Genomic DNA, 19494 nt, shown 5'->3' with positions numbered 1-19494 from the left:
GCCTCTCCTTTCACCCTTACTTTGACTTTGTCACTTAAATTGCACCTGCTTTAGCCAACGCGTTGACACGCTCGGCACTGATACCAAACTCTGCATACACCTCATGGTTGTGCTCGCCACGGTCTGGCGCAGCCGTAAACACGTCTCGCTTAGAGCGACTCATGATCACTGCCTGATTCACCACACTAATCTCGCCGAGCTTAGGATGTTGCAGTTTCTTCGCCATCCCCAGGTGCACCACCTGCGGGTCTTCCATTGTCTCTTTGACGTTCTTGATGTAACCGCAAGGCACACCTTCTTTGTTGAAGACGTCAATCCAGTAGGCCGAGGGTTTTTCTTTGGTGCATTCTGCAATTAATTCGTTGAGTGCAGGTCGATGCTGGCCACGCGTCTTGATGTCTTTGAAACGTGCGTCTTCGGCGATCTCTGGACGACCCAAGGCCTTCACCAGACGCACGAACATTTCTGTCCCCATCGCGGCCAAGTTGATGAAGCCATCTGAAGTTGGATACACGCCTGTTGCGGCCGTGGTCGGGTGGTTATTGCCCGTTTGGCCTGGAATCTCTTTGTTCATCAGCCAACGCATGATCTGGAAGTCCATCATCCAAACCTGCGCTTGAAGCAACGAGGACTGCACCCACTGACCTTCGCCCGATTCTTCGCGCTCGAGCAGCGCAACGAGCGTACCAATCGCACAGAACAAACCTGAGGTCAGATCCGCAACGGGGATACCAGCGCGCATCGGACCGCGACCAGGCTCACCCGTCACAGACATGATGCCGCCCAAGCCCTGCGCGATTTGATCCAAACCGGGCCGATCCACATAAGGACCGTCCTGCCCAAAGCCCGAAACACTGGCCAAAATGATGCGCGGGTTCACTTTGCGCAGTGATTCGTAGTCGATCCCGAGCTTGAACTTGACGTTGGGGCGATAGTTCTCGATCACCACGTCGGCCTGCTTGACCATTTCCATGAACAAAGCCTTGCCCTCGGGGTGCTTGAGGTTCAAGGTCACGCTGCGCTTGTTGCGATGAGTGTTCTGATAATCGGCGAACTGCGACGAACCACCCGGCTTGTCGTCAGGCACATCGCCTGGTTCTTCGATCTTGATGACATTTGCGCCCCAATCGGCAAACTGACGTACCGCCGCGGGGCCAGAACGCACACGCGTCAGATCCAGCACCGTGAACCGGCTAAGGGGTAACTTAGGCATTGACGTCTCCGAGACAAAAAAGAACTCGAATTCCAGCTCATTCTTTTCCGGAATTCGAGAATATTCTTATGATGTAGGACATCTTACAAGAAAATGGCCAAACACAAAAATGGGGCATTACGCCCCTGTTTTTGTACTTTTATACCTAATTTTTGTAGGTATTTAGCAAGTTAGTGATGTTTCGTTAATCCGCCTTGGCGCCTGACTCAGAAATCACCTTCTTCCACTTCGCTTGCTCGGTGGCGATCTGCTTTGCGAGGTCTGCGGGCGAACTGGTCTTGGGATCCATACCAGCATCGATCATGCGCTTGTTCATGGCTGGGTCGTTCACCACGGCAAGAACCGCCTGATTCAGCTTATTAATGATGGCGGGCGACGTGCCTTTCGGCACCGTGATGTAGTTCAACGCGCTTGCCTCAAAGCCTGGTAACTGTTCAGCGATCGTCGGGATATCTGAGGCGATAGGTGAACGCTGAAGACTCGCGACACCCAGTGCACGCAACTTACCCGCGCGGATCTGGGGCAGGTAGACCGACAGACTATCAATCGCCATCTGCACGTTCCCGGCAATCAGATCACTCACGAGCGGGCCTGAACCCTTGTAAGGGACGTGCGTAATATCAACACCGGCCATGCTTTTAAATAACTGCCCGGCTAAATGACTACTCGCACCAATACCCGAGCTACCGAAGTTCACTTTGCCAGGATTCTTTTTTGCATACTCAATCAGTTCTTTGACGTTTTTTGCGGGTGAGTTCACCGGCACCACCAACACGTTGGCAAACGACGCAACCGACGACACGGGCAACAAGTCATCTGGGTTGTAGTTCAGCTTACTCATCAAAAACGGATTCGTGATTTGTGGACCAGGCGTGGTGTACAAAATCGTATAGCCATCAGCAGGTGCTGCCGCCACAAAAGCCGCACCAATCGTCGCGCCGCCACCGGGTTTGTTCTCGACGACGATCGTCTGACCGAGTTGCTTAGCCATCGGCTCGCTAATCATGCGTGCCGTCGTATCGGCTGCTCCCCCTGGGGGAAACGGCACAATCATCCGGATGGGACGATTAGGATAATCACCCGCGCTGCTCTGAGCCTGCGCAAAAGACACGGGCCCTGCCAGTATCGCTAGCCCGACTGCCTGAAGCGCTCCTAGGCACAGCACTCGTTTCATTGACTGTTTCATTCCCATCTCCTTGAGGTTTTATTTAGTATTTTTCTGTAGGATATTCTATCTGTGATTAATTACAAACAAAACAACGGGGAAACAAGCTATGCCAGACTTTACACAGCTCAAATATGAGGTCATCGGGCACGTCGCGGTGCTGACTATGAATAACGCACCGGTCAATGCGCTGTCGCGCGTGCTCGGTGACGAAATTACAGCCGCCATGGACTTCATCTCCGAAACCCCTGAGGTGCGTGCGGTCGTGCTCACAGGTGAAGGCAAGGTTTTCTGTGCTGGCGCAGATTTGAAAGGTCGCTCCTCCATTATCAAAGGGCCAGGCGACTTGCCCGCGCACTCACGTCGCACCCGCGAATGCTTTCATGCGATTCGCGAATGCACCAAACCTGTCATCGTCGCCATTAACGGCCCTGCACTGGGCGCAGGGTTGGCCATTGCCGCCTCTGCTGATCTGATACTCACTTCTGAGAAAGGCAGCTTGGCTCTACCAGAGATCGATGTCGGCCTACTGGGTGGTGGCAGCCACGCTGCGCGTTTGTTTCCCCACACCACACTGCGCAAGATGATGTTCACCGGCTATCGCGTACCGGCCGATGAGCTCTATCGCCTGGGCGTCGTGAACCAAGTGACTACACCCGAAGGCCTGATGCCTGCTGCGATCGAACTGGCCAATACGATCGCCTCAAAGAGCCCGCTCTCTATTGGTCTGGCCAAGCAAACCCTCAACGCAATCGAAGACATGAGCCTGCGCGATGGTTATCGCTACGAACAAGACATGACGGCTGCGATTGCGAAGACAGAAGACGCCAAAGAAGCGCAGCGCGCCTTCCTAGAAAAACGCGCCGCGGTTTTTGTCGGTCGCTGAAATCGCTAAAACGCGCCTGCCAAGCCACACACGATGATTCCATTCAACGAACTCCTGCTTTTCACCGGCGCGTGTTTTTTGCTGGTGATCACGCCTGGGCCAAACATGCTTTATCTGCTGTCGCGCTCTGTATGTCAGGGGCGCGCAGCAGGCATCGTTTCACTGTTTGGCGTGTTGCTCGGTTTTAGCGTGCATATGCTGGGCGCAGCGTTTGGGCTTTCCGCCATCTTTCTCGCCATACCCGCCGCCTACGAGGCGTTGCGCTGGGCAGGTGTCATCTACCTGCTGTGGCTAGCCTGGGGTTCACTCAAGCCTGGCGCGCAATCGCCATTCGCAATGCGCGAATTACCGGTCGATTCACGACGCAAACTGTTTGTGATGGGGTTTGTGATCAATGCACTGAACCCGAAAGTCGCGATGTTTTGCATCGCGCTGTTTCCGCAATTCATCAACCCGGCTTACGGCTCAGTGTTTTGGCAGAGTATGACGCTTGGCGTCATTCAAGCGATGGTGAGCTTCACGGTGAACTTGATGTTGGTGCTATCGGCCGCAAGCATTGCCTCGTGGTTTGCGCGCAACCCAACCTGGATGACACTGCAACGCTACGTAATGGGTGGAGTGCTAGCCGCGCTCGCGGTCCGAATCATGCTGGAGCCGCGGCGTGTGCTGTAAAGGATGGACTAAAAAACGCGCGGCCTACAGCGCGCGCGTCATTACCTTAGGGTTTGATCCCAGCATCGTTGATCACTTTCTGCCAGCGTGTCGTTTCAGACTGTATGTAGCTTGCGAACTGAGCCGGCGTATCCCCAACTGGGTCAACACCCAAACCAGCTAGTGTCTTTTTGACATCGGGATCTTTCAAGGCTTTCACGACACTTTGATTCAAACGCGCGACACGGTCTGCCGGCGTTTTGGCGGGTGCTGCCATCCCGAACCAGTTCGTCACGTTAAAGCCTTTAAGCGTCTCCCCGACCGTTGCCACATCGGGGAACACGTCCAGCCGCGTCGTGCCCGTCGTTGCCAAGGCACGTAGACGACCAGACTTGGCATGCGGTAGACCAATGGCAACCGCTTCAAAAGTCAGTTGCACCTGGCCTGCAATCACGTCATTCACACTTGGCGCGCTCCCCTTGTAGGGCACGTGCGTCATCTTGATTCCTGCAGCTGAGGCGAACATCTCTCCGGCCATGTGCGGCAAGCCACCGTTACCGCTTGAGGAAAAATTGGTTTTACCTGGATTCGCCTTTGCATAGGCAATCAAGTCCGCCACGGTCTTAATCGGCAAGTTCGGGTTGACATACAAAACAAATCCAGATGACGCTACCTGCGTCACGGGTGCAAAGTCTTTACCCACGTTGTAAGGTAAGTCCTGTACGAGCGCAGGCGTGATACTGAAATTGCCCATGGTCCCCATAAAAACGGTGTAACCATCGGGCTCGGCGCGCGCAACAGATTGCATCCCAATCACGCCCCCTGCGCCGGGCTTATTCTCCACAACAACAGACTGCCCCAGATCCGCGGACATTTTTGGTGCGATTACCCGAGCGATGATATCGAGCGCGCCGCCTGGCGGAAAGCCTAATACGATACGAATCGGCTGGCTCGGATACGCTTGTGCCAACGCAGTCGACGAGATACTCGCCGCGCCCAAGGCGGAAACGGCGCATGCCAACCCCAACAGCATCCGGCGCTTGCTGGGCACGCTACCCTTCACAATTCTTGTCATCATCGTCATCCTCTTTGTTTGGTCATTTTTAATCATCGTGCGCATCAAACGCTGCTAGCTGCGACAGATGTGGCAACACATTATTAGTATTTCTTAAATAGTAGTAATATTTTTATCAAATTCCAAGCTAAAGCTTTCCCTAACTCGATATTCTTTCCACCGGAGACGCGACATGACGCCGCACGTCGAAGTCTATGCAGGCACCGCAGGCCACTCCGCCTGGTTCAGTAACGACCACGGACAGACCTGGGTGCACCCCAACAGCCACTCCGGCATGTACCTTGAGGCACGCGTCTGGCACTTTAGTTCCCACCCCAGCGATCCGCACATTCTTTATGCGGGAACGGATATGGGCTTGTTCCGTTGGGATGAACGCACCACACACTGGACACATCTGCCCTCGCCCATGGGGGACATCTGGGCGCTCGTACAAGATCCAGAGGATCCAAACACAATTTACGCCGGTACACGTCCTGCCGCCTTCTACCGCTCGCGCGATGCGGGCGCAACGTGGGAAGAACTCAAGGCGCCCGGGATACAGAAGTTTTCTGACATCAATATGGGCCCCACCCGCGTCACGCAGATGCTGTTTGACCCGAAGGATCACAACACCCTTTGGGCTGTTGTAGAAATCGGCGGCGTTTATCGCAGCCAAGATCGTGGCAACACCTGGGAGCTTAAAACTGAGGGACTGGTGTCAGCCGATATGCACGGCATTGCCATCGTGCACGATAAACAAGGCAACAAAATCCTTTACGCGACCACGAACCGTGGCCTGCATCGCAGCACCGACAACGGTGAGCATTGGACTTTCATCACACTTGATGCGCCGTGGCAATACACACGCGGTATCGTCGTCAGCCCCGACAACGATGCGGTCATTTTTCTGACAAATGGCAACGGCCCACCCGGCAACACCGGCAAGCTGTGGCGTAGCACTGATTATGGCTACACCTGGCAGACCCTCACGCTTCCCGGTGTGCTCAACAGCACGCCTTGGTCTGTGACCACACACCCGCATGATCCCAAACTTCTGTTCACCTACACAAACTTAGGCCAACTGTTTCGCAGTACCGACGGCGGTGATCATTGGGAAAGACTACCGCACGAGTTTGGCGAGTTACGCGCCCTGCACTGGCGCCCTACCGTTTATCCGGCGGACCGCCCTGCACATTCGATTACGGTGAGGCCGCCGGTCGCCATGGTGTAGGCTGGCTTGCTAGATTAACGAAATAAACAACACGAATCGGAGACTACTTTGAGCACACCATCTAACACCACAGCGCTACGCTTTCCCGTCCTATCCGCGGAGCAAATGACTGCGCGTCAAAAAGAAGTGGCGGACGCCATTGCGGGCGGCCCACGCGGTGGTATTCGCGGACCTTTTCTCGCGCTCATTCACAACCCTGAGCTCGCTAACTGCGTGCAACAGCTCGGTGAGCATCTACGCTACGGCGCTGCGATCTTACCTGCGCACATTGAACTGATCGTGCTCACCGTGGCGCGTCACTGGAACTGCCAATACGAATGGTTCGCGCATGAGCGTATCGCACGCAACACAACGGATCTGGCCGACGACATCATTAAAGCCCTAGCACGCGGTGAAACGCCTGCGAGCTTGTCTGCCGAGCAACGCACTTTGCACATTCTCGCTAAAGAGTGCCTGACACAAGGTCACCCAAGCGATGCAATCTACGATCAGGCCGTCGCCGCGTTTGGTCGTCCTGGTGTGCTTGATGCGTTGGCGCTCACCGGCTACTACAGCATGATCGCCATGGTGCTCAACACCGCACAGATCCCGCTGCCTGATGGCACCGAGCCCCCATTGAAGCCGTTGAAATAATCCCTCACGATCACACAGAAACGGAAAGGATTTTTATGAGCACAGCAACCACTGCAGCAACGACAAACGGCCTCTCAGCCGGCGCACGCCTGGCTGGCAAGCCGATCCGTGTTGGCTTGATGGTGCCCATCAACAACACCACAATGGAAGGCGAATTACTCGGCTGGCTGCCCGAAGGCTCGACCGTACGCACGCTTCGCATCCCGCGCGGCAAAGGTCTGCTCACCGAAGAAACACTGCCCGCTTACAAAGAGGCGGCCGTTGAGCTGGCCAAACAATTTAATGAATCGCCTGTCGATGTCATCGCCTATGGGTGCACAGCGGCTGGCTTTATCCTTGGCCCGAAAGGCGATGCAGAGATTGCCGAGCGCTTGTCAGAAACCACAGGCAAGCCTGTTGTGACCACTGCACGCTCGATGGTGCAAGCGCTGCAAGCCATCGGTGCGCAAAACATTTCGTTGCTGACTCCGTATCAAGATGACGTCAATATTCGTCTGCGCGCGTTTCTGCAATCCGGCGACATTGATGTCGAGCATTTTGATAGCTTTTATGCAGCGGATGTTGTCGCGCTTGGCCAGATCACCGAGAACCAAGTGGACGATCGTGCCAAGCCACTGTGCAAAGGCGATGTCGATGCCATGTTTATCGCATGCTCACAATTACCAACGCTGAATGTGGTGGATCCGCTGAGCAAGCAATGGGGCAAGCCCGTGCTGTCATCGATCCAGGTGACTGCACAATATGCGATGCAGGCGGTGGGTAAGAAATAACGGGAGTAACCCGCGGGCAGTCGTTACCCTAAAGCACGCGCAGGCAGTGCCACGATATCTTCATTTGAAGCGATCTGCGCACTGACCTCTTGCGCTGCCTGCATCACCATTGGGGCAAAGTCGCGGAAACTTTCGCACCGTAAGGTCTTGTTCGACGCAGCCAAGGCTAGGCTACCCAACACCTCACCATCGCGATTAAATAACGGCGCTGCAATCGACATGATGCCGGCGTTGTAGTCGCCCACCGTCATGCAATAGCCAAGCTGACGGATTTGCTTCAGTGAAGATTTAAATGCCTCCCAGTCGGCACCTAAACCCACTGTGCCGATTGCGTCCGCATGCCGGGCATACAAGATGCGCAACTGATGCATCGGCAAATGCGCAAGAATACTTTTGGCTGACGCACCCGCGACTAAAGGACGGCGCTGCCCACGGTTAAACAGGCCGGCCGGCACATTGCGCCCACGCGCCTGCTGCACGCACATGATGGAATCGCTAAACAGTATGCACAGCAACGAACTATGACCGGTGTCGTGCGTTAAGCGCTGTCCGACCGGCGAGCCTGCGATATAGACCGGATCGCTTTCACGCGAAACGCGATCTAGCTCCATGATGCGCGGGCCCAGCACATACGAGCCGTTCGCCACCCGCGCCAAATAACCCGAGGTATGCAACACCTTCAGATACCGATAGCAAGTGGATGCGGGCGCGCCAGAATGCTGGATCAAGTCTTCCGACGACCAAATCGGGCGTTCTGTCGTGAAGACGCCCAACAAACCCAGCATTTTTTCGAGGCTACTCATTGCGCACTGCGTGTCCTAACGTTTTTCACAAGTGATTGTAGGCGGGCATGACTTTACAAAGATTTTATCGGATAATAGTTTCTTACGATATTAGAACTATTTTAAATTCGGAGACCTGCCATGCAATCAGCACACGCCTTCAAACGCCTTGTCCGCAACTTGTCGCTTACTGCCCTTACCACCGCCGCAACACTTTCGGTCACGATGCACAGTGCGCATGCGCAAGCCGCCTGGCCTAACAAGCCGATCCGCGTGGTTGTGCCTTTCGCCCCCGGGTCGTTTACCGACACCGCAGCGCGCACAGTCGGTGCAGAACTCTCAGCCCAACTGGGCCAAACCGTCATCGTAGAAAACAAAGGTGGCGCTGGCAGCACACTCGGCACCGATATCGTGGCCAAAGCACCGGCTGACGGCTACACCTTCTTAGTCACAGACAACTCCTTTGCGGTCTCGGCCGCACTGTACAAAAAGTTGCCCTATAACCCTAAAGAAATCATTCAGGTTTCACTGCTTGCGGATGGCCCGGCTGTCTTGGTCGCACGTCCCACCCTTGACACCAAGACACTAAAAGAGACCATAGATTTCGCACGCGCGAATCCCGGCAAACTGAACTTTGGGTCGGGTGGGCAGGGCTCTTCGGCTCATCTCGCCATGGAAGCCTTTTTGATGCAAAACAAGGCTCAGCTCGTGCACATCCCCTTCAAAGGTATCGCAGCTGCGATGGTCGATGTCGCAGCAGGTCGGGTCGACATCGCGATTGGTAGCGCTGGCTCCACCTCGGCATATATCAAAGACAACCGCCTGCTTGGCCTGGCGGTCAGTGGCGATGCACGTCATCCCGCCATGCCTAATGTGCCCACGTTCGCTGAAGCGGGCTTTCCTGGCTACAAGATGATGTACTGGTTCGGCATGATGGCACCCGCTGGTACCCCACCCGCGATCATCGAGCGCATGCAAAAGGAAATCGCTAAAGCAGTCGCCACACCTAAAGTCGTGTCGGTATTCACTGGCGCTGGCGTTCGTCCAATTTCCACCACCTCAGCCGTCTTCACCAAAATGGTTCAAGGCGAGGTCACGCTCTGGTCCGAAGTGATTGCACGCGCCAACATTACGGCTGAATAAGTACAACATCAGTGCATCACAGGAATCACCCAGATGGAAAACAAACTTAAACAACGACTCGCTGCAGGTGAGGTCTCCCTTTGTATGGGCCTACGGCAGGCACGCACCGTCGATATCGGCCCTCTGGTTGGTGCTGCAGGCTTTGACAGCCTGTATGTCGATATGGAACACAGCCCGATCGGCTTTGAGACGACCTCTGCGATTTGCATCACGGCCATGGCCTACGGTGTGACGCCACTGGTACGTGTGCCCGGTCATCTGGGTCAGGATATTTCGCGGGCGCTTGATGGTGGTGCGCAAGGCGTCATCCTGCCGCATGTCAATACGCCCGAGCAAGCGGCTGCAATCGTTTCATACGCCAAGTATCCACCTGTCGGACACCGCTCCGTCATGGGTGCTGGGCCTGCAACGGCTTATAAGGGCATGCCTCTTGCGCAAGTCAATGAGACAGGTAACGCAGAAAACATGGTCGTCATCATGCTCGAGACGCCTGAAGGTATCGCGAATGCGGATGCGATCGCGGCCGTACCTGGTGTCGACATGCTGTTAATTGGCTCAAATGATTTGTGTACTGAGATGGGCATCCCTGGCCAGTTGCGTCACCCCAAACTGCTCGAAGCCTATCAAACCGTTGCACAGGCCTGTAAGAAGCACGGCATCGCCATGGGCATCGGTGGGATTCGGGGTGACGCTGAACTGCAAACCCAATTAATTGGCTTAGGTGCACGCTTTTTGATTGCAGGTAGCGACACCACCTACTTGGCCGCGGCAGCAAGTAAAGACGCTGCGGCTTTGCGTGCCTTAATTGGCGATATTAAAAAATAATTCTGTACTTACTCTGTACCTACTCATTCACCACCTAAGTGATTCACCATCTAAGAAGCTGGAGTCTGTCTCGTGTCTTTTGATTTAAACGAAAAAGTTGCTTTCACTGCACCCGCAAACGCTTGCGACGCGCATTTTCATGTCTTTGGTTCGCCGGACAAATATCCGTTTGGTCCTGACCAGCTGCGCTATGTGCCACCGCTGGCACCGTTGTCTGAATACCTGCAGCTCGCTAAGCATCTTGGCCTGACACGCTTTGTGTTCGTGCAGCCCAGCGCCTACGGGCGCGATAACAGCTGCATGCTCGACGCCATGAAAGAAGTTGGCACCGGTGCTTGTCGTGGCATCGTAGACATCGATGAAGACGCACCTGACTCCTTGCTCGCCGAAATGGACAAACTCGGCGTGCGTGGCGTGCGTATCAACTACAGCCCCATCCATCCGATGGAGCCAGGTCTATCCAAGAAGATGCAGCCACGTATTGAAAAGATTGCCGCACGCTGCAAAGAGATCGGCTGGCATTTAGATTTCTTGTTACCCGGCTGGCTCACCACAGAAATGATCCCCTTCATGAAGACGCTGAAGATTCCCTTCTCGATGGCGCACATGGGGATGAACCTTGCCAAAGACGGTGTCGATGCGCCAGGCTTCAAAGCCTTGCTAGACCTCGTCAACCACGGCGACCGCCTCGCTTATGTGAAATTCACCGGCACATACCGCATGTCCAAAGTGCCAAACTTCACCGATGCCGACCCGATGGCGAAAGCACTGATTAAAGCAGCACCCGATCGATTGATCTGGGGCAGCGACTACCCGCACTTGTCGTTCGGTGAGAACAGCTCGGTTGAACTCTTCAACCTGCTGGCACGCTGGACCGATGACGAGAAAGTGCGCAAGCAAATTCTGACGGATAACCCACAAAGGTTGTTTGGGTTTTAAGGACTGTGCTCACTTTAAATTGCTTCCGTTTTGGATACAATTTGAGGATGAGCACACAACACCATACATTCGACGCAGCTAAGTTCCTTCAGGACGAAGAGACCATCGCTGCATATCTCAATATGGCGCGAGAAGATCTAAATCCTGAGATGCTGCGTCTGGCTACGGACAACATATACCGTGCGCGAGGGATGAAACTCGCAGCGAAACCGATTCAAGATTGAGATAAGGTTTTCTCAATTTCAACAAAGCTCGGCCGATTCACGGTGCCGGGCTGCAAGCAGCGATCTCGCATCTCCGCCAGTAACTGTACAGCCTCGCCACCCACGCCCTCCGCCCTCTCCAGCAACTCCTCCAACAAACACCCATAGGCTCGCACTTCAAGCCTTTCGAGCGCATCTGCCGTTTTGCGATCGGCCACATCCACAAACGACGCAGCCCCAAAATCGCCAATCAAGGCATGGCCATCAGGGCCTAATAATGTATTGTGCGCATACAAGTCGCCATGCATCAACCCCCGCGCATGTAATTGCGCTGCTAACCCCGCCACACCCTTCGCGATCGTCAAGACGTCTTGCACACTAAACCGCAGATCATCTGCATAGACATCCCGCGTACACGTCTCAAAACTTGGTGGGCCTGCCAAATTTTTATAAGCAGGATCCACTAACGACATCACCAAACCTTGCGTCCCTTGCGGGTGCCCGCTTAACTTTCCCAACACCTGAATCAAATTTGGATGTGCGCCCGCACTGATGCACGCGGCCATTTCGCTTTGGGGTAAGCCATCACTGGTCAACGTACCTTTAAATAGTTTGACGGCCACCTCGGGCTCAGAGACTCCAACCACACCCGTTGCCGCACTATCTAAACCAGCTCGATAAATCACCCCAGAGGCGCCCTCCCCAAGCTTTGGTCCTAGCTGCAAAGCGGACCATAAAACTGGTTGCACCGGTGTTTGCGCTAATGCCTTAGCTTCAAGCGCTTCGCATAACGGATTACTCGAGTAACTTAACCAAGACAGGCGGGGCAAACTCAGCAACCATTCCGGCAATACCTCAAACCGGTTCGCTGCGATGCGCAGTAGCTGCAGGTTGTGACAGGCACTGAGCTCTTTAGGCAAAGTGGTTAAGCGATTACCCGCCACCATAAGTTTCTGCAGAGCTGGTCGCTTACCCAGCTCTGCAGGTAACGATTCCAACGCGTTGTCAGTCAGAATGAGCCAACGTAACTTCGAGGGCAAGGACTCTGCAGGCAAATCCCGCATCCCGTTCGCCCGAAAACCCACCATGCTCAAGTTTGGGCAGCGTCCCAGCACCTCTGGCATGCGCTCAAACCGGTTATTCGACATGAACAACACCCGCAGACGATGCAAGCGGGTAAAGTCCTCCGGTAGACTCGACAGCGCGTTGCCTGACAGATCCAGTATCTCAAGCGTTTCCCCAAGATCCAGGATTTCTTCAGGAAACTGCGTCAACCCAGCCGCCAACGCTACGCGCGTCGCGCCCTTTAACTTGCCTGTTCGCAGATCATCTAGTGTTTGCATAGGCCTACAGCTTAGCAAATACCCTACAATTTGCCTTCACCCGCTTCGGTATTCACAACGTCACCCACCTCTATGATTCTTGTCACTGGCTGTGCCGGCTTTATTGGCAGCAATTTTGTACACACCTGGCTTGCCGAACACGACGAGCCCGTGGTCAATCTCGATCAGCTCACCTACGCGGGCAATCTGGACAATCTGTCCTCGCTCGCCAAAGACCCAAGGCATATCTTCGTACAAGGTGATATCGGTGATCGCGCCTTGGTCGACAAGCTGCTCGCCCAACACAAACCACGCGCCGTGCTGAACTTTGCGGCGGAGTCCCATGTTGATCGTTCCATCCATGGACCGGGTGACTTTATCCAGACCAACGTGGTCGGCACCTTCAACCTGCTTGAGTCGGTTCGCGCCTACTGGTCTGCGCTGCCCGCAGCCGAGCAAGCGGCCTTTCGGTTTCTGCACGTGTCGACCGATGAGGTCTACGGCACCCTCGCCCCCCAAGACCCACCGTTTGCCGAGACCAATCCGTTTGAGCCTAACAGCCCCTACGCGGCCAGCAAGGCATCATCGGATCACCTTGTACGCGCCTGGCATCACACCTATGGCCTGCCGGTGCTCACCACCAACTGCAGCAATAACTACGGGCCGTTTCATTTCCCCGAGAAACTGATCCCGCTTGTGATCCTCAATGCACTAGCCGGCAAGCCCTTACCGATTTATGGCGATGGGCAACAAGTGCGTGACTGGTTGTTTGTCACGGATCACTGCCATGCCATTGCCCGCGTCCTTGAAGCGGGCCGCGTGGGCGAGACCTACAACGTCGGTGGCTGGAACGAGAAAGCCAACATAGATGTCGTCAAAACCATCTGCGCACGCCTTGATCAGCTACGCTCCCGCTCAGACGGCAAACCCTACGCTGAACAAATCACCTTCGTAAAAGACCGCCCCGGCCACGATCGCCGATATGCAATTGATGCCCGCAAGATTGAGCGCGAGCTAGGCTGGAAACCAAAAGAGACCTTCGAGTCCGGCATAGAAAAAACCGTGCAGTGGTATCTCGATCACCCAGAGTGGGTGCAAGGCGTGACAAGCGGTGAGTATCGTAAGTGGATTGGGAAACAGTACGGTTAAATCTTTGGTTCAGATTCTATCTGGCGCGTTACACCAAACCTAAACACGGTTACCTTCTGTAACACCTGAAATAGCGATAGATCTATACACTTCACCTCGCGAATTAATTTTTCGTGTACTTTAGCGAGGTGTAGCATTTCCACCAATACTCAATCATCAGCGCTGCAACTCAAAGCACCTATGGCATACCGCATTGGTTTTCCATTTTGGCGTTTCATTTCGAATCTCGGCATACCTGTCGCGATTCGCATAGACGTGTTTTGGGATCAGCAAGCCAAAGTATTCGTCGCTACAAGCCCCGACCTACGCGGAATGGTTGCCGAAGCTCCCACTATGTCTTCGCTAGAAAGCGAAGTTGATACGTCAATTGATGATCTACTGACCGATGAGCTAGGTAACCATCATGGCCCAACGATAAAGCACTACCGCGCCGTCCAATCCTACCCCGCATGATCGGTTTTTATAAACAAGTCACCGAGCTTCTCTCGGCTGCTGGCTATTGTTATTATCGGCCCGGAAAAGGCTCGCATGAAATCTGGGCTAAAGGGAATTTGAGAATTACCGTACCCACACATTGTTCCTCAAGACACACTGCCAACGCAGTCTTGAAGCAAGCCATGTTGTCGATTCGAATTAGATAAGAGATAAGTGGGCAGGATAGTTTCGCTGCGGTGTAAGATCACGCGTAATAGCTGTATGAATTTTTACGCGAATTTCCTACCTCATGAACACATCACAGCGCCCCACGCCCGTCGAAGGCACCTACACCATCCGCAACTTCACCTTTGAATCTGGTGAAACGCTCGATTCGCTGACGATCGGCTACGCCATGTACGGCACACTCAACGCCGCAAGTGACAACCTCTGCTTAATCATGCCGGGCACAAGCAACCTGCGCCACGGCACCGCAGAGCACGTCGGCCCCGGTCGCGCCTACGACACGGATCGCTATTGCGTCGTGTGTACAGACTCCATCGGTGGCGGCACATCCTCTAAACCGGGTGATGGCTTATTTGATAAGTTCCCGCGCTACACCATCCGCGATATGGCTCGTGCGCAGTATCAACTAGCCACTGAAGGCCTCGGGCTCGGCACGCAACAAGTTGCTCTGCTCGCAGGCGCTTCCATGGGCGCCTTCCAAACCCTTGAATGGCTGATCCATTTCCCTGACTCCGTCAAAAATGCAGTCTTGCTTGTCCCCGCTTGGAAAGCAGGCAACACCTTCCTGATGGCAACCAAGCGCATGTTCGACATCATCGAACTCGATCCAAATTGGCGCGATGGGCAGTATCACAAGCACGCTCCCCTAACCCAACCGGAGGCAGGACAGCGCGCAGCGGGGCGACACTACTTCACGTGGACTGTCACCGATGATTACCTCGAGACCACTCCGCTCAAGATCCTTGATGAAGAGGCTGAACGAGCAGGCAACGGTTTTGCCAGCTGGGATGCATGGAGCCTCGTCAGGCGTTATCAAGCATCCTCTGCGCACGATATCAGTGCGCCGTTTGGTGGGGATTTAAAGAAAGCACTCGACAAGGTGAAGGCACGTGTTCTGGTGCTGCCGTGCTCTCAAGATCGTTTGCTTGGGCTTGAGAATGCAAAAGAGATTGCGACGGGGATTAAAGGTGCGAAGTGTGTTGAGGTTGATTCGAATAAAGGGCATCTGGCTTGGCGACCTTTAGTGGGTTCGGCTGAGACGAACGAAACTACGCAAGCAGTGAAACAGCTTTTAACTTAAGCCAAGAAACATTCAGCCACTCCTTGAGTTTTTCCATAAAGAAATATAATTATCTTGATTTCGTTTACGCAATAGTGTTAGTCATAGCCTTTGTGCTTGCAAAGGGTTTAACTTTGAAACGCGCCAACTTGGCCCGAAACAAGTGATCCTAAGACAAATTATGAGTTCATTATGATGGCGGCTTTATAAAGCGTAGATTTATTGGCTCAACAACACGCATATCTTGTGTGACCAAGAACTCTTGACCATAAATATATTGCACGGATTCTGCGCACTATTCTTTATCGGGCTAGCAACTATCTTCCCCCTCGCTTGTTTTGCGTGCAGTTAACATACCACTTGATTTGTCAACGACCAGCATTTAAGCTGATTGCTGAGTGAGTCCACGAACTAGAAAGTCGTAAGAACCCCGCAGTTGTGTCACTTTATTCAGTATGAATACCTTCTACCGCTTGTCCGTATGTATTGTTTCAATATGTGTAGCCATATCATTTTGGCTTGGATCCCGATTTACGGTAGATGATGCGTTTATAACGTGGCGCTTTGGTAAAAATTTTGCCCTGCATGGCATCTGGAACTTCAACCCGTCCCATCTCGACCCGACTCAAGCCTATACAAACCCCATCTTCGCACTAGCTAGCTTAATCCCTCATCTTAATAATGTGGATGTGGTGCTATTTTTTAAGTTCTTTTCGTTACTGACGCTAGGTGCGTTTACGATTTGGTTTTTAGTTGTTACTAAGAAGTCTTTTTTTATGCTTCTGTTGGTTCTCGCCCTACCTGCAACTGCAATACATGCGTTTGGAGGGTTAGAAACATTCTTCTTTATATTTTTAGTATCCGCACTATTGGTTTCACTAGACAAAAACCAGACCAAGATTTCAATAATTTTGACATTAATTCTGCTAGTCACTCGACCGGAAGCTTGGATTTTAGTTGGGCTAGTTCCACTTTATCTATCCACTGACTGCCCCCGATCGATAAGAATGCTTTCTTGGCGCGACTTGTACGCCAATATAAAAAATATTCGCATAGCTAAGAAAAAATTATTAGTTATTATTTTTTTTCTCACTGCTCCTCTATTTTTTTACCTTCTATTTCATCAGAAGAACTTTGGTAGCTTTTTACCAAATACTTTTTATGCTAAGTCTGGTGCTATTTTCTTGTTTAAGGAACTAGTCAAGTATTCATTATTTTTGGTTCCGGCGCTCACTCTATTACTGCTTGCGCGGATCAAAATACTTATATTTATCTTTGTTTTTTTTGGGGTTATGGCCCTCGGCTATTCAAAGTCTTTTTTGACGATGAATTACGCATCAAGGTTCGCGTACCATATCTTCATGCCTATTTACTGTTTCATGATCTATATCGCCGCATCTCAGCGCGAAAAGATTATGGAATTAATCATTTCGTCTGAACGTATCGCACGATGCAAGGTAGAGAACTTTATAAAGTTTCTGGCCGGTGTCGCACTTTGTATTTTTTTGTCTAATAGCGGTGTCCGTCCTATTGGGCTTTACACATATTACCCTCGGCTATTGACCTCTCATGGTCAGCTAGGCGATGTACTGTCTCAAATTTCTGATAAGTATCGAATGAAATCATTTGCAATAGGTGATGCCGGCCTCGCTCCGTATCGTTCTGATCTAAATGTATTAGACATTGTTGGACTAGGTAGCTCACTTGTAGTGAAAAATGGATTGACTGGCCAAGTGCTTAGCACTTATGCAATCGACTTGATAGCTTTTTACGCCTCACCGGAATCAATTCAAACGAATTTATTTGCCCAAGATGTCCTGTACAAATGGGCTAGTGAGAAGGATTTTTTTAGGCAGTGTGATGTCTATTGGCGGCCGGACTATACGCTGAGACTCTACGCAAAACAGCAAGTACCTGAACTACAGAAACTCTGCCAAAATTCTGACCGCCTCAACAATATCTCAGATGAAAAATATTTCAAAGAAATAATGTTTATCCCTCCATGGCATTACTGGCGTACATGATTTAAATTACTGTTATATGCCTATGGCGTTGGGGTTAGAAATTGTTATTTCCGCACGCCTTCCCCGTTCGCTTCATTTCTTTAAACAAAGTTGCATCTCAATTAAGCGAACTCGGTCGATCAATTCCACTTGTTCACCAAGCGGAATACGTCGAAACTGAAAATACCCAGCCAGTCGATCCGCCACACTGACACAGGGTTCAGGGTACACATACCCCGGTGGCGTGCTACCCGAGTAACCATTTAGCGTCTTTAACTTGTGGTCCTGCGCATAGATCATCGCATCGAGCTCGGCTAAGTAAAACGGCTCTTCTTTGCGCTGGGTCACAAAAATCACTGTGCCTTCACTTGGCGGCTTGCCAATCAGTTGATTCAGCCCAGCCTGGCGCATCGTCCAAGTCTCTCGCGCAGCTTGATGCGGTTTGTAAAATACCGTTTCTGCGCTCAGAACAATTAGAGCGACCAAGGCCAGAACGAAATATCCCATAACACTAGTGAATTGGCGTCTCAAGCAATCCACACCCACCGCAACCAAAATAGACACGGGCAAAAGCATGACCAAAATAATCCTAGATACTGCCCTTATCGCATCAAGGCCTGGAAGTTGAATGACTAAAAAGTAAAAAGAATGCCCATTCACGACGACAGTTATTCCAACCAAAATCAAAATGCTTACCGCACACACAATACCTAAGCGGCGGGTCTCTATAGATAGGTATCTCTTACTAACTACGGCAAATAAGCCAACCAGTAAAAACAGCAGCGCCCCCACACCAATAAACATTTGATGTTCCAGACGCGTGGGGAAGCTCTCTACTGAATGGCCGACCCAACTAGTCAAGCCAGAATGGTCTGCCAATAGATAACTAGACAACCTTGGGATTAAGGGCTCTAGCGCCTCAATTGGCCTGCTAAGTCGATACTCAGCCGATACAGACTGGTACTGCACCAACATCCACATCACCAGCCCACAGGTGAAAAGGGAGAGGCAGATCAAGGCAAACTCACGTACCCTTCGCAGATCCGGCAGATTGAAAGACCCTAGACTTTTAGCACCTTCAATAGAGCCAACCGCTTTGCAAACAAAATACCCAAGGGAAATTGCCACCAGCAGATATCCGAGAAACACACCCAAATAAATTGAGCAAAGAAACTGTACGCTTACCCAAAATAGCAAGCTAAAGGCATGAATCAGATTTTTTTGTTCAACAATCCGCCACCAAGCAAGAACAGCCATGGGGATAGCAAAGCGATACCCCAATTGCGCATGTGCCTCTTAATGCAAAACGGGCAGAGCGAACGCAAATACAAACGCTCCGCAAGATGCGCCGAGAACATCAAACCTCATGCGACGCAGCATCCAATAAGCTGAAACAAAGTTCAGCAAGAAGCCCACTAAAAACCACGCCTGAAACGACAACTCCCGGGTCGCACCCAAAAGCCGTGCTGCTGCGTATATCCAGAAGGAACCTAAGTGACTATCGCTAAAGGCAAGTATCTTATTGAAAGGATAGAAAAAGCCAGGGCTCCATAAGTCCCGAGCTTGGCCGGTTAACCATTGGTAGACGTGCTCTAGAATGACGCTATTGAACCGAGCATCTCCCAGGTCACCAGGCATCATTGTGAAATAGCCCACCCCTGGCAACAAATAGCCAAAAATACCAACGCTCAAGGCGACAAGCGGAACGATTAACGAGGGCATTTACAAATAGATCACTAGGGGTGAATTAACAGGTTTGAGAGGTTTAACAAACTAAGTGCCGACAGAATACAATCGTTAAACTC

The 19494-nt window shown here is 52.3% G+C and carries 21 protein-coding genes; 14 read left to right on the top strand and 7 right to left on the bottom strand.

Going from position 1 to position 19494, the window contains the following annotated elements:
* Window positions 1-34: 34 nt before the first annotated feature.
* Both KZZ10_RS05965 and KZZ10_RS05960 read right to left on the bottom strand, forming a co-directional pair.
* Complete coding sequence (locus KZZ10_RS05965; protein WP_259660576.1) at window positions 35-1213, bottom strand: CaiB/BaiF CoA transferase family protein; 1179 nt, start codon at window positions 1211-1213, stop codon at window positions 35-37.
* A 184-nt stretch (window positions 1214-1397) separates the two neighbouring features.
* Window positions 1398-2399 carry a Bug family tripartite tricarboxylate transporter substrate binding protein gene (locus KZZ10_RS05960; protein WP_259660575.1) on the bottom strand — a complete coding sequence of 334 codons (1002 nt, stop codon included), beginning with the start codon at window positions 2397-2399 and terminating at the stop codon, window positions 1398-1400.
* 88 nt (window positions 2400-2487) lie between these two features.
* On the opposite strand from KZZ10_RS05960, the gene KZZ10_RS05955 reads away from it, so the two are divergent.
* Together KZZ10_RS05955 and KZZ10_RS05950 are read left to right on the top strand one after the other, a co-directional pair.
* On the top strand, window positions 2488-3264 hold the full coding sequence (locus KZZ10_RS05955; RefSeq protein WP_259660574.1) for an enoyl-CoA hydratase/isomerase family protein: 777 nt from the start codon (window positions 2488-2490) through the stop codon (window positions 3262-3264).
* Window positions 3265-3297: 33 nt separating this feature from the next.
* Window positions 3298-3936 (top strand): LysE family translocator, encoded by a 639-nt coding sequence (locus tag KZZ10_RS05950; RefSeq protein ID WP_259660573.1) that lies wholly within the window; start codon window positions 3298-3300, stop codon window positions 3934-3936.
* Between the two features lie 46 nt (window positions 3937-3982).
* Here KZZ10_RS05950 and KZZ10_RS05945 read toward each other — a convergent pair whose 3' ends face one another.
* Window positions 3983-4993 carry a Bug family tripartite tricarboxylate transporter substrate binding protein gene (locus KZZ10_RS05945; protein WP_259660572.1) on the bottom strand — a complete coding sequence of 337 codons (1011 nt, stop codon included), beginning with the start codon at window positions 4991-4993 and terminating at the stop codon, window positions 3983-3985.
* A 169-nt stretch (window positions 4994-5162) separates the two neighbouring features.
* Here KZZ10_RS05945 and KZZ10_RS05940 point away from each other — a divergent pair, with 169 nt between their 5' ends.
* Genes KZZ10_RS05940 through KZZ10_RS05930 form a run of 3 tightly spaced genes read left to right on the top strand, consistent with a single transcriptional unit; the run spans window position 5163 to window position 7603 of the window.
* Complete coding sequence (locus KZZ10_RS05940) at window positions 5163-6200, top strand: hypothetical protein (protein WP_259660571.1); 1038 nt, start codon at window positions 5163-5165, stop codon at window positions 6198-6200.
* Between the two features lie 48 nt (window positions 6201-6248).
* Window positions 6249-6833, top strand: a complete 585-nt coding sequence (locus tag KZZ10_RS05935; protein WP_259660570.1) for a carboxymuconolactone decarboxylase family protein — start codon at window positions 6249-6251, stop codon at window positions 6831-6833.
* A 35-nt stretch (window positions 6834-6868) separates the two neighbouring features.
* The gene (locus KZZ10_RS05930) at window positions 6869-7603 is read left to right on the top strand and encodes a maleate cis-trans isomerase family protein (protein ID WP_259660569.1); all 735 of its coding nucleotides are present in this window, start codon (window positions 6869-6871) and stop codon (window positions 7601-7603) included.
* A gap of 23 nt (window positions 7604-7626) precedes the next feature.
* Here the strand turns inward: KZZ10_RS05930 and KZZ10_RS05925 are convergent, their stop codons facing one another.
* Entirely contained in the window at window positions 7627-8406 is a 780-nt protein-coding gene (locus KZZ10_RS05925) for an IclR family transcriptional regulator (RefSeq protein ID WP_259660568.1), read from the bottom strand.
* Between the two features lie 120 nt (window positions 8407-8526).
* On the opposite strand from KZZ10_RS05925, the gene KZZ10_RS05920 reads away from it, so the two are divergent.
* The 4 genes from KZZ10_RS05920 (at window position 8527) to KZZ10_RS05905 (ending at window position 11516) form a co-directional block, all read left to right on the top strand.
* Entirely contained in the window at window positions 8527-9528 is a 1002-nt protein-coding gene (locus tag KZZ10_RS05920) for a tripartite tricarboxylate transporter substrate binding protein (protein WP_259660567.1), read from the top strand.
* Window positions 9529-9561: 33 nt separating this feature from the next.
* Window positions 9562-10353, top strand: coding sequence for an HpcH/HpaI aldolase family protein (locus KZZ10_RS05915; RefSeq protein WP_259660566.1), 792 nt, complete (start codon window positions 9562-9564; stop codon window positions 10351-10353).
* A gap of 72 nt (window positions 10354-10425) precedes the next feature.
* Window positions 10426-11292, top strand: a complete 867-nt coding sequence (locus KZZ10_RS05910) for an amidohydrolase family protein (RefSeq protein WP_259660565.1) — start codon at window positions 10426-10428, stop codon at window positions 11290-11292.
* A gap of 47 nt (window positions 11293-11339) precedes the next feature.
* Entirely contained in the window at window positions 11340-11516 is a 177-nt protein-coding gene (locus KZZ10_RS05905; protein WP_259660564.1) for a helix-turn-helix domain-containing transcriptional regulator, read from the top strand.
* Here the strand turns inward: KZZ10_RS05905 and KZZ10_RS05900 are convergent.
* Window positions 11507-12838: a leucine-rich repeat-containing protein kinase family protein gene (locus tag KZZ10_RS05900; RefSeq protein WP_259660563.1), complete on the bottom strand. Its 1332-nt coding sequence runs from the start codon at window positions 12836-12838 to the stop codon at window positions 11507-11509. The genes KZZ10_RS05905 and KZZ10_RS05900 overlap by 10 nt on opposite strands.
* A 72-nt stretch (window positions 12839-12910) precedes the next feature.
* Between KZZ10_RS05900 and rfbB the strand changes: the two genes are divergently transcribed.
* The 5 genes from rfbB (at window position 12911) to KZZ10_RS05880 (ending at window position 17710) form a co-directional block, all read left to right on the top strand.
* Window positions 12911-13966 carry a dTDP-glucose 4,6-dehydratase gene (gene rfbB / locus KZZ10_RS05895; RefSeq protein WP_259660562.1) on the top strand — a complete coding sequence of 352 codons (1056 nt, stop codon included), beginning with the start codon at window positions 12911-12913 and terminating at the stop codon, window positions 13964-13966.
* 180 nt (window positions 13967-14146) lie between these two features.
* Entirely contained in the window at window positions 14147-14419 is a 273-nt protein-coding gene (locus KZZ10_RS05890; RefSeq protein WP_259660561.1) for a DUF1902 domain-containing protein, read from the top strand.
* Window positions 14416-14607: a type II toxin-antitoxin system HicA family toxin gene (locus KZZ10_RS15450; protein ID WP_375372538.1), complete on the top strand. Its 192-nt coding sequence runs from the start codon at window positions 14416-14418 to the stop codon at window positions 14605-14607. The genes KZZ10_RS05890 and KZZ10_RS15450 overlap by 4 nt, the downstream gene beginning before the upstream one ends.
* An 83-nt stretch (window positions 14608-14690) precedes the next feature.
* Entirely contained in the window at window positions 14691-15707 is a 1017-nt protein-coding gene (locus tag KZZ10_RS05885; protein ID WP_259660560.1) for an alpha/beta fold hydrolase, read from the top strand.
* A 434-nt stretch (window positions 15708-16141) separates the two neighbouring features.
* A complete protein-coding gene (locus tag KZZ10_RS05880) occupies window positions 16142-17710 on the top strand; it encodes a hypothetical protein (protein ID WP_259660559.1) in 1569 nt (522 codons plus the stop codon).
* A 72-nt stretch (window positions 17711-17782) separates the two neighbouring features.
* On the opposite strand, the gene KZZ10_RS05875 is transcribed toward KZZ10_RS05880, so the two are convergent.
* Complete coding sequence (locus KZZ10_RS05875) at window positions 17783-18946, bottom strand: hypothetical protein (RefSeq protein WP_259660558.1); 1164 nt, start codon at window positions 18944-18946, stop codon at window positions 17783-17785.
* A 39-nt stretch (window positions 18947-18985) separates the two neighbouring features.
* Window positions 18986-19411 (bottom strand): hypothetical protein, encoded by a 426-nt coding sequence (locus KZZ10_RS05870; protein WP_259660557.1) that lies wholly within the window; start codon window positions 19409-19411, stop codon window positions 18986-18988.
* Between the last annotated feature and the right edge of the window lie 83 nt (window positions 19412-19494).

This window comes from Zwartia hollandica (genome assembly GCF_019923725.1).
Taxonomy (GTDB): domain Bacteria; phylum Pseudomonadota; class Gammaproteobacteria; order Burkholderiales; family Burkholderiaceae_B; genus Zwartia; species Zwartia hollandica.
This window is presented reverse-complemented; position numbering and strand designations above follow the sequence as displayed.

Bases quoted from the DNA above. Each gene is read 5' to 3' on its own strand.
- KZZ10_RS05880 (WP_259660559.1), top strand. From the start codon at position 16,142: ATGAATACCTTCTACCGCTTGTCCGTATGTATTGTTTCAATATGTGTA.
- KZZ10_RS05965 (WP_259660576.1), bottom strand. From the start codon at position 1,213: ATGCCTAAGTTACCCCTTAGCCGGTTCACGGTGCTGGATCTGACGCGT.
- KZZ10_RS15450 (WP_375372538.1), top strand. From the start codon at position 14,416: ATGATCGGTTTTTATAAACAAGTCACCGAGCTTCTCTCGGCTGCTGGC.
- KZZ10_RS05885 (WP_259660560.1), top strand. From the start codon at position 14,691: ATGAACACATCACAGCGCCCCACGCCCGTCGAAGGCACCTACACCATC.
- KZZ10_RS05920 (WP_259660567.1), top strand. From the start codon at position 8,527: ATGCAATCAGCACACGCCTTCAAACGCCTTGTCCGCAACTTGTCGCTT.
- rfbB (WP_259660562.1), top strand. From the start codon at position 12,911: ATGATTCTTGTCACTGGCTGTGCCGGCTTTATTGGCAGCAATTTTGTA.
- KZZ10_RS05960 (WP_259660575.1), bottom strand. From the start codon at position 2,399: ATGAAACAGTCAATGAAACGAGTGCTGTGCCTAGGAGCGCTTCAGGCA.
- KZZ10_RS05925 (WP_259660568.1), bottom strand. From the start codon at position 8,406: ATGAGTAGCCTCGAAAAAATGCTGGGTTTGTTGGGCGTCTTCACGACA.
- KZZ10_RS05930 (WP_259660569.1), top strand. From the start codon at position 6,869: ATGAGCACAGCAACCACTGCAGCAACGACAAACGGCCTCTCAGCCGGC.
- KZZ10_RS05955 (WP_259660574.1), top strand. From the start codon at position 2,488: ATGCCAGACTTTACACAGCTCAAATATGAGGTCATCGGGCACGTCGCG.
- KZZ10_RS05950 (WP_259660573.1), top strand. From the start codon at position 3,298: ATGATTCCATTCAACGAACTCCTGCTTTTCACCGGCGCGTGTTTTTTG.
- KZZ10_RS05915 (WP_259660566.1), top strand. From the start codon at position 9,562: ATGGAAAACAAACTTAAACAACGACTCGCTGCAGGTGAGGTCTCCCTT.
- KZZ10_RS05945 (WP_259660572.1), bottom strand. From the start codon at position 4,993: ATGATGACAAGAATTGTGAAGGGTAGCGTGCCCAGCAAGCGCCGGATG.
- KZZ10_RS05940 (WP_259660571.1), top strand. From the start codon at position 5,163: ATGACGCCGCACGTCGAAGTCTATGCAGGCACCGCAGGCCACTCCGCC.
- KZZ10_RS05890 (WP_259660561.1), top strand. From the start codon at position 14,147: ATGGCATACCGCATTGGTTTTCCATTTTGGCGTTTCATTTCGAATCTC.
- KZZ10_RS05900 (WP_259660563.1), bottom strand. From the start codon at position 12,838: ATGCAAACACTAGATGATCTGCGAACAGGCAAGTTAAAGGGCGCGACG.
- KZZ10_RS05870 (WP_259660557.1), bottom strand. From the start codon at position 19,411: ATGCCCTCGTTAATCGTTCCGCTTGTCGCCTTGAGCGTTGGTATTTTT.
- KZZ10_RS05875 (WP_259660558.1), bottom strand. From the start codon at position 18,946: ATGGCTGTTCTTGCTTGGTGGCGGATTGTTGAACAAAAAAATCTGATT.
- KZZ10_RS05905 (WP_259660564.1), top strand. From the start codon at position 11,340: ATGAGCACACAACACCATACATTCGACGCAGCTAAGTTCCTTCAGGAC.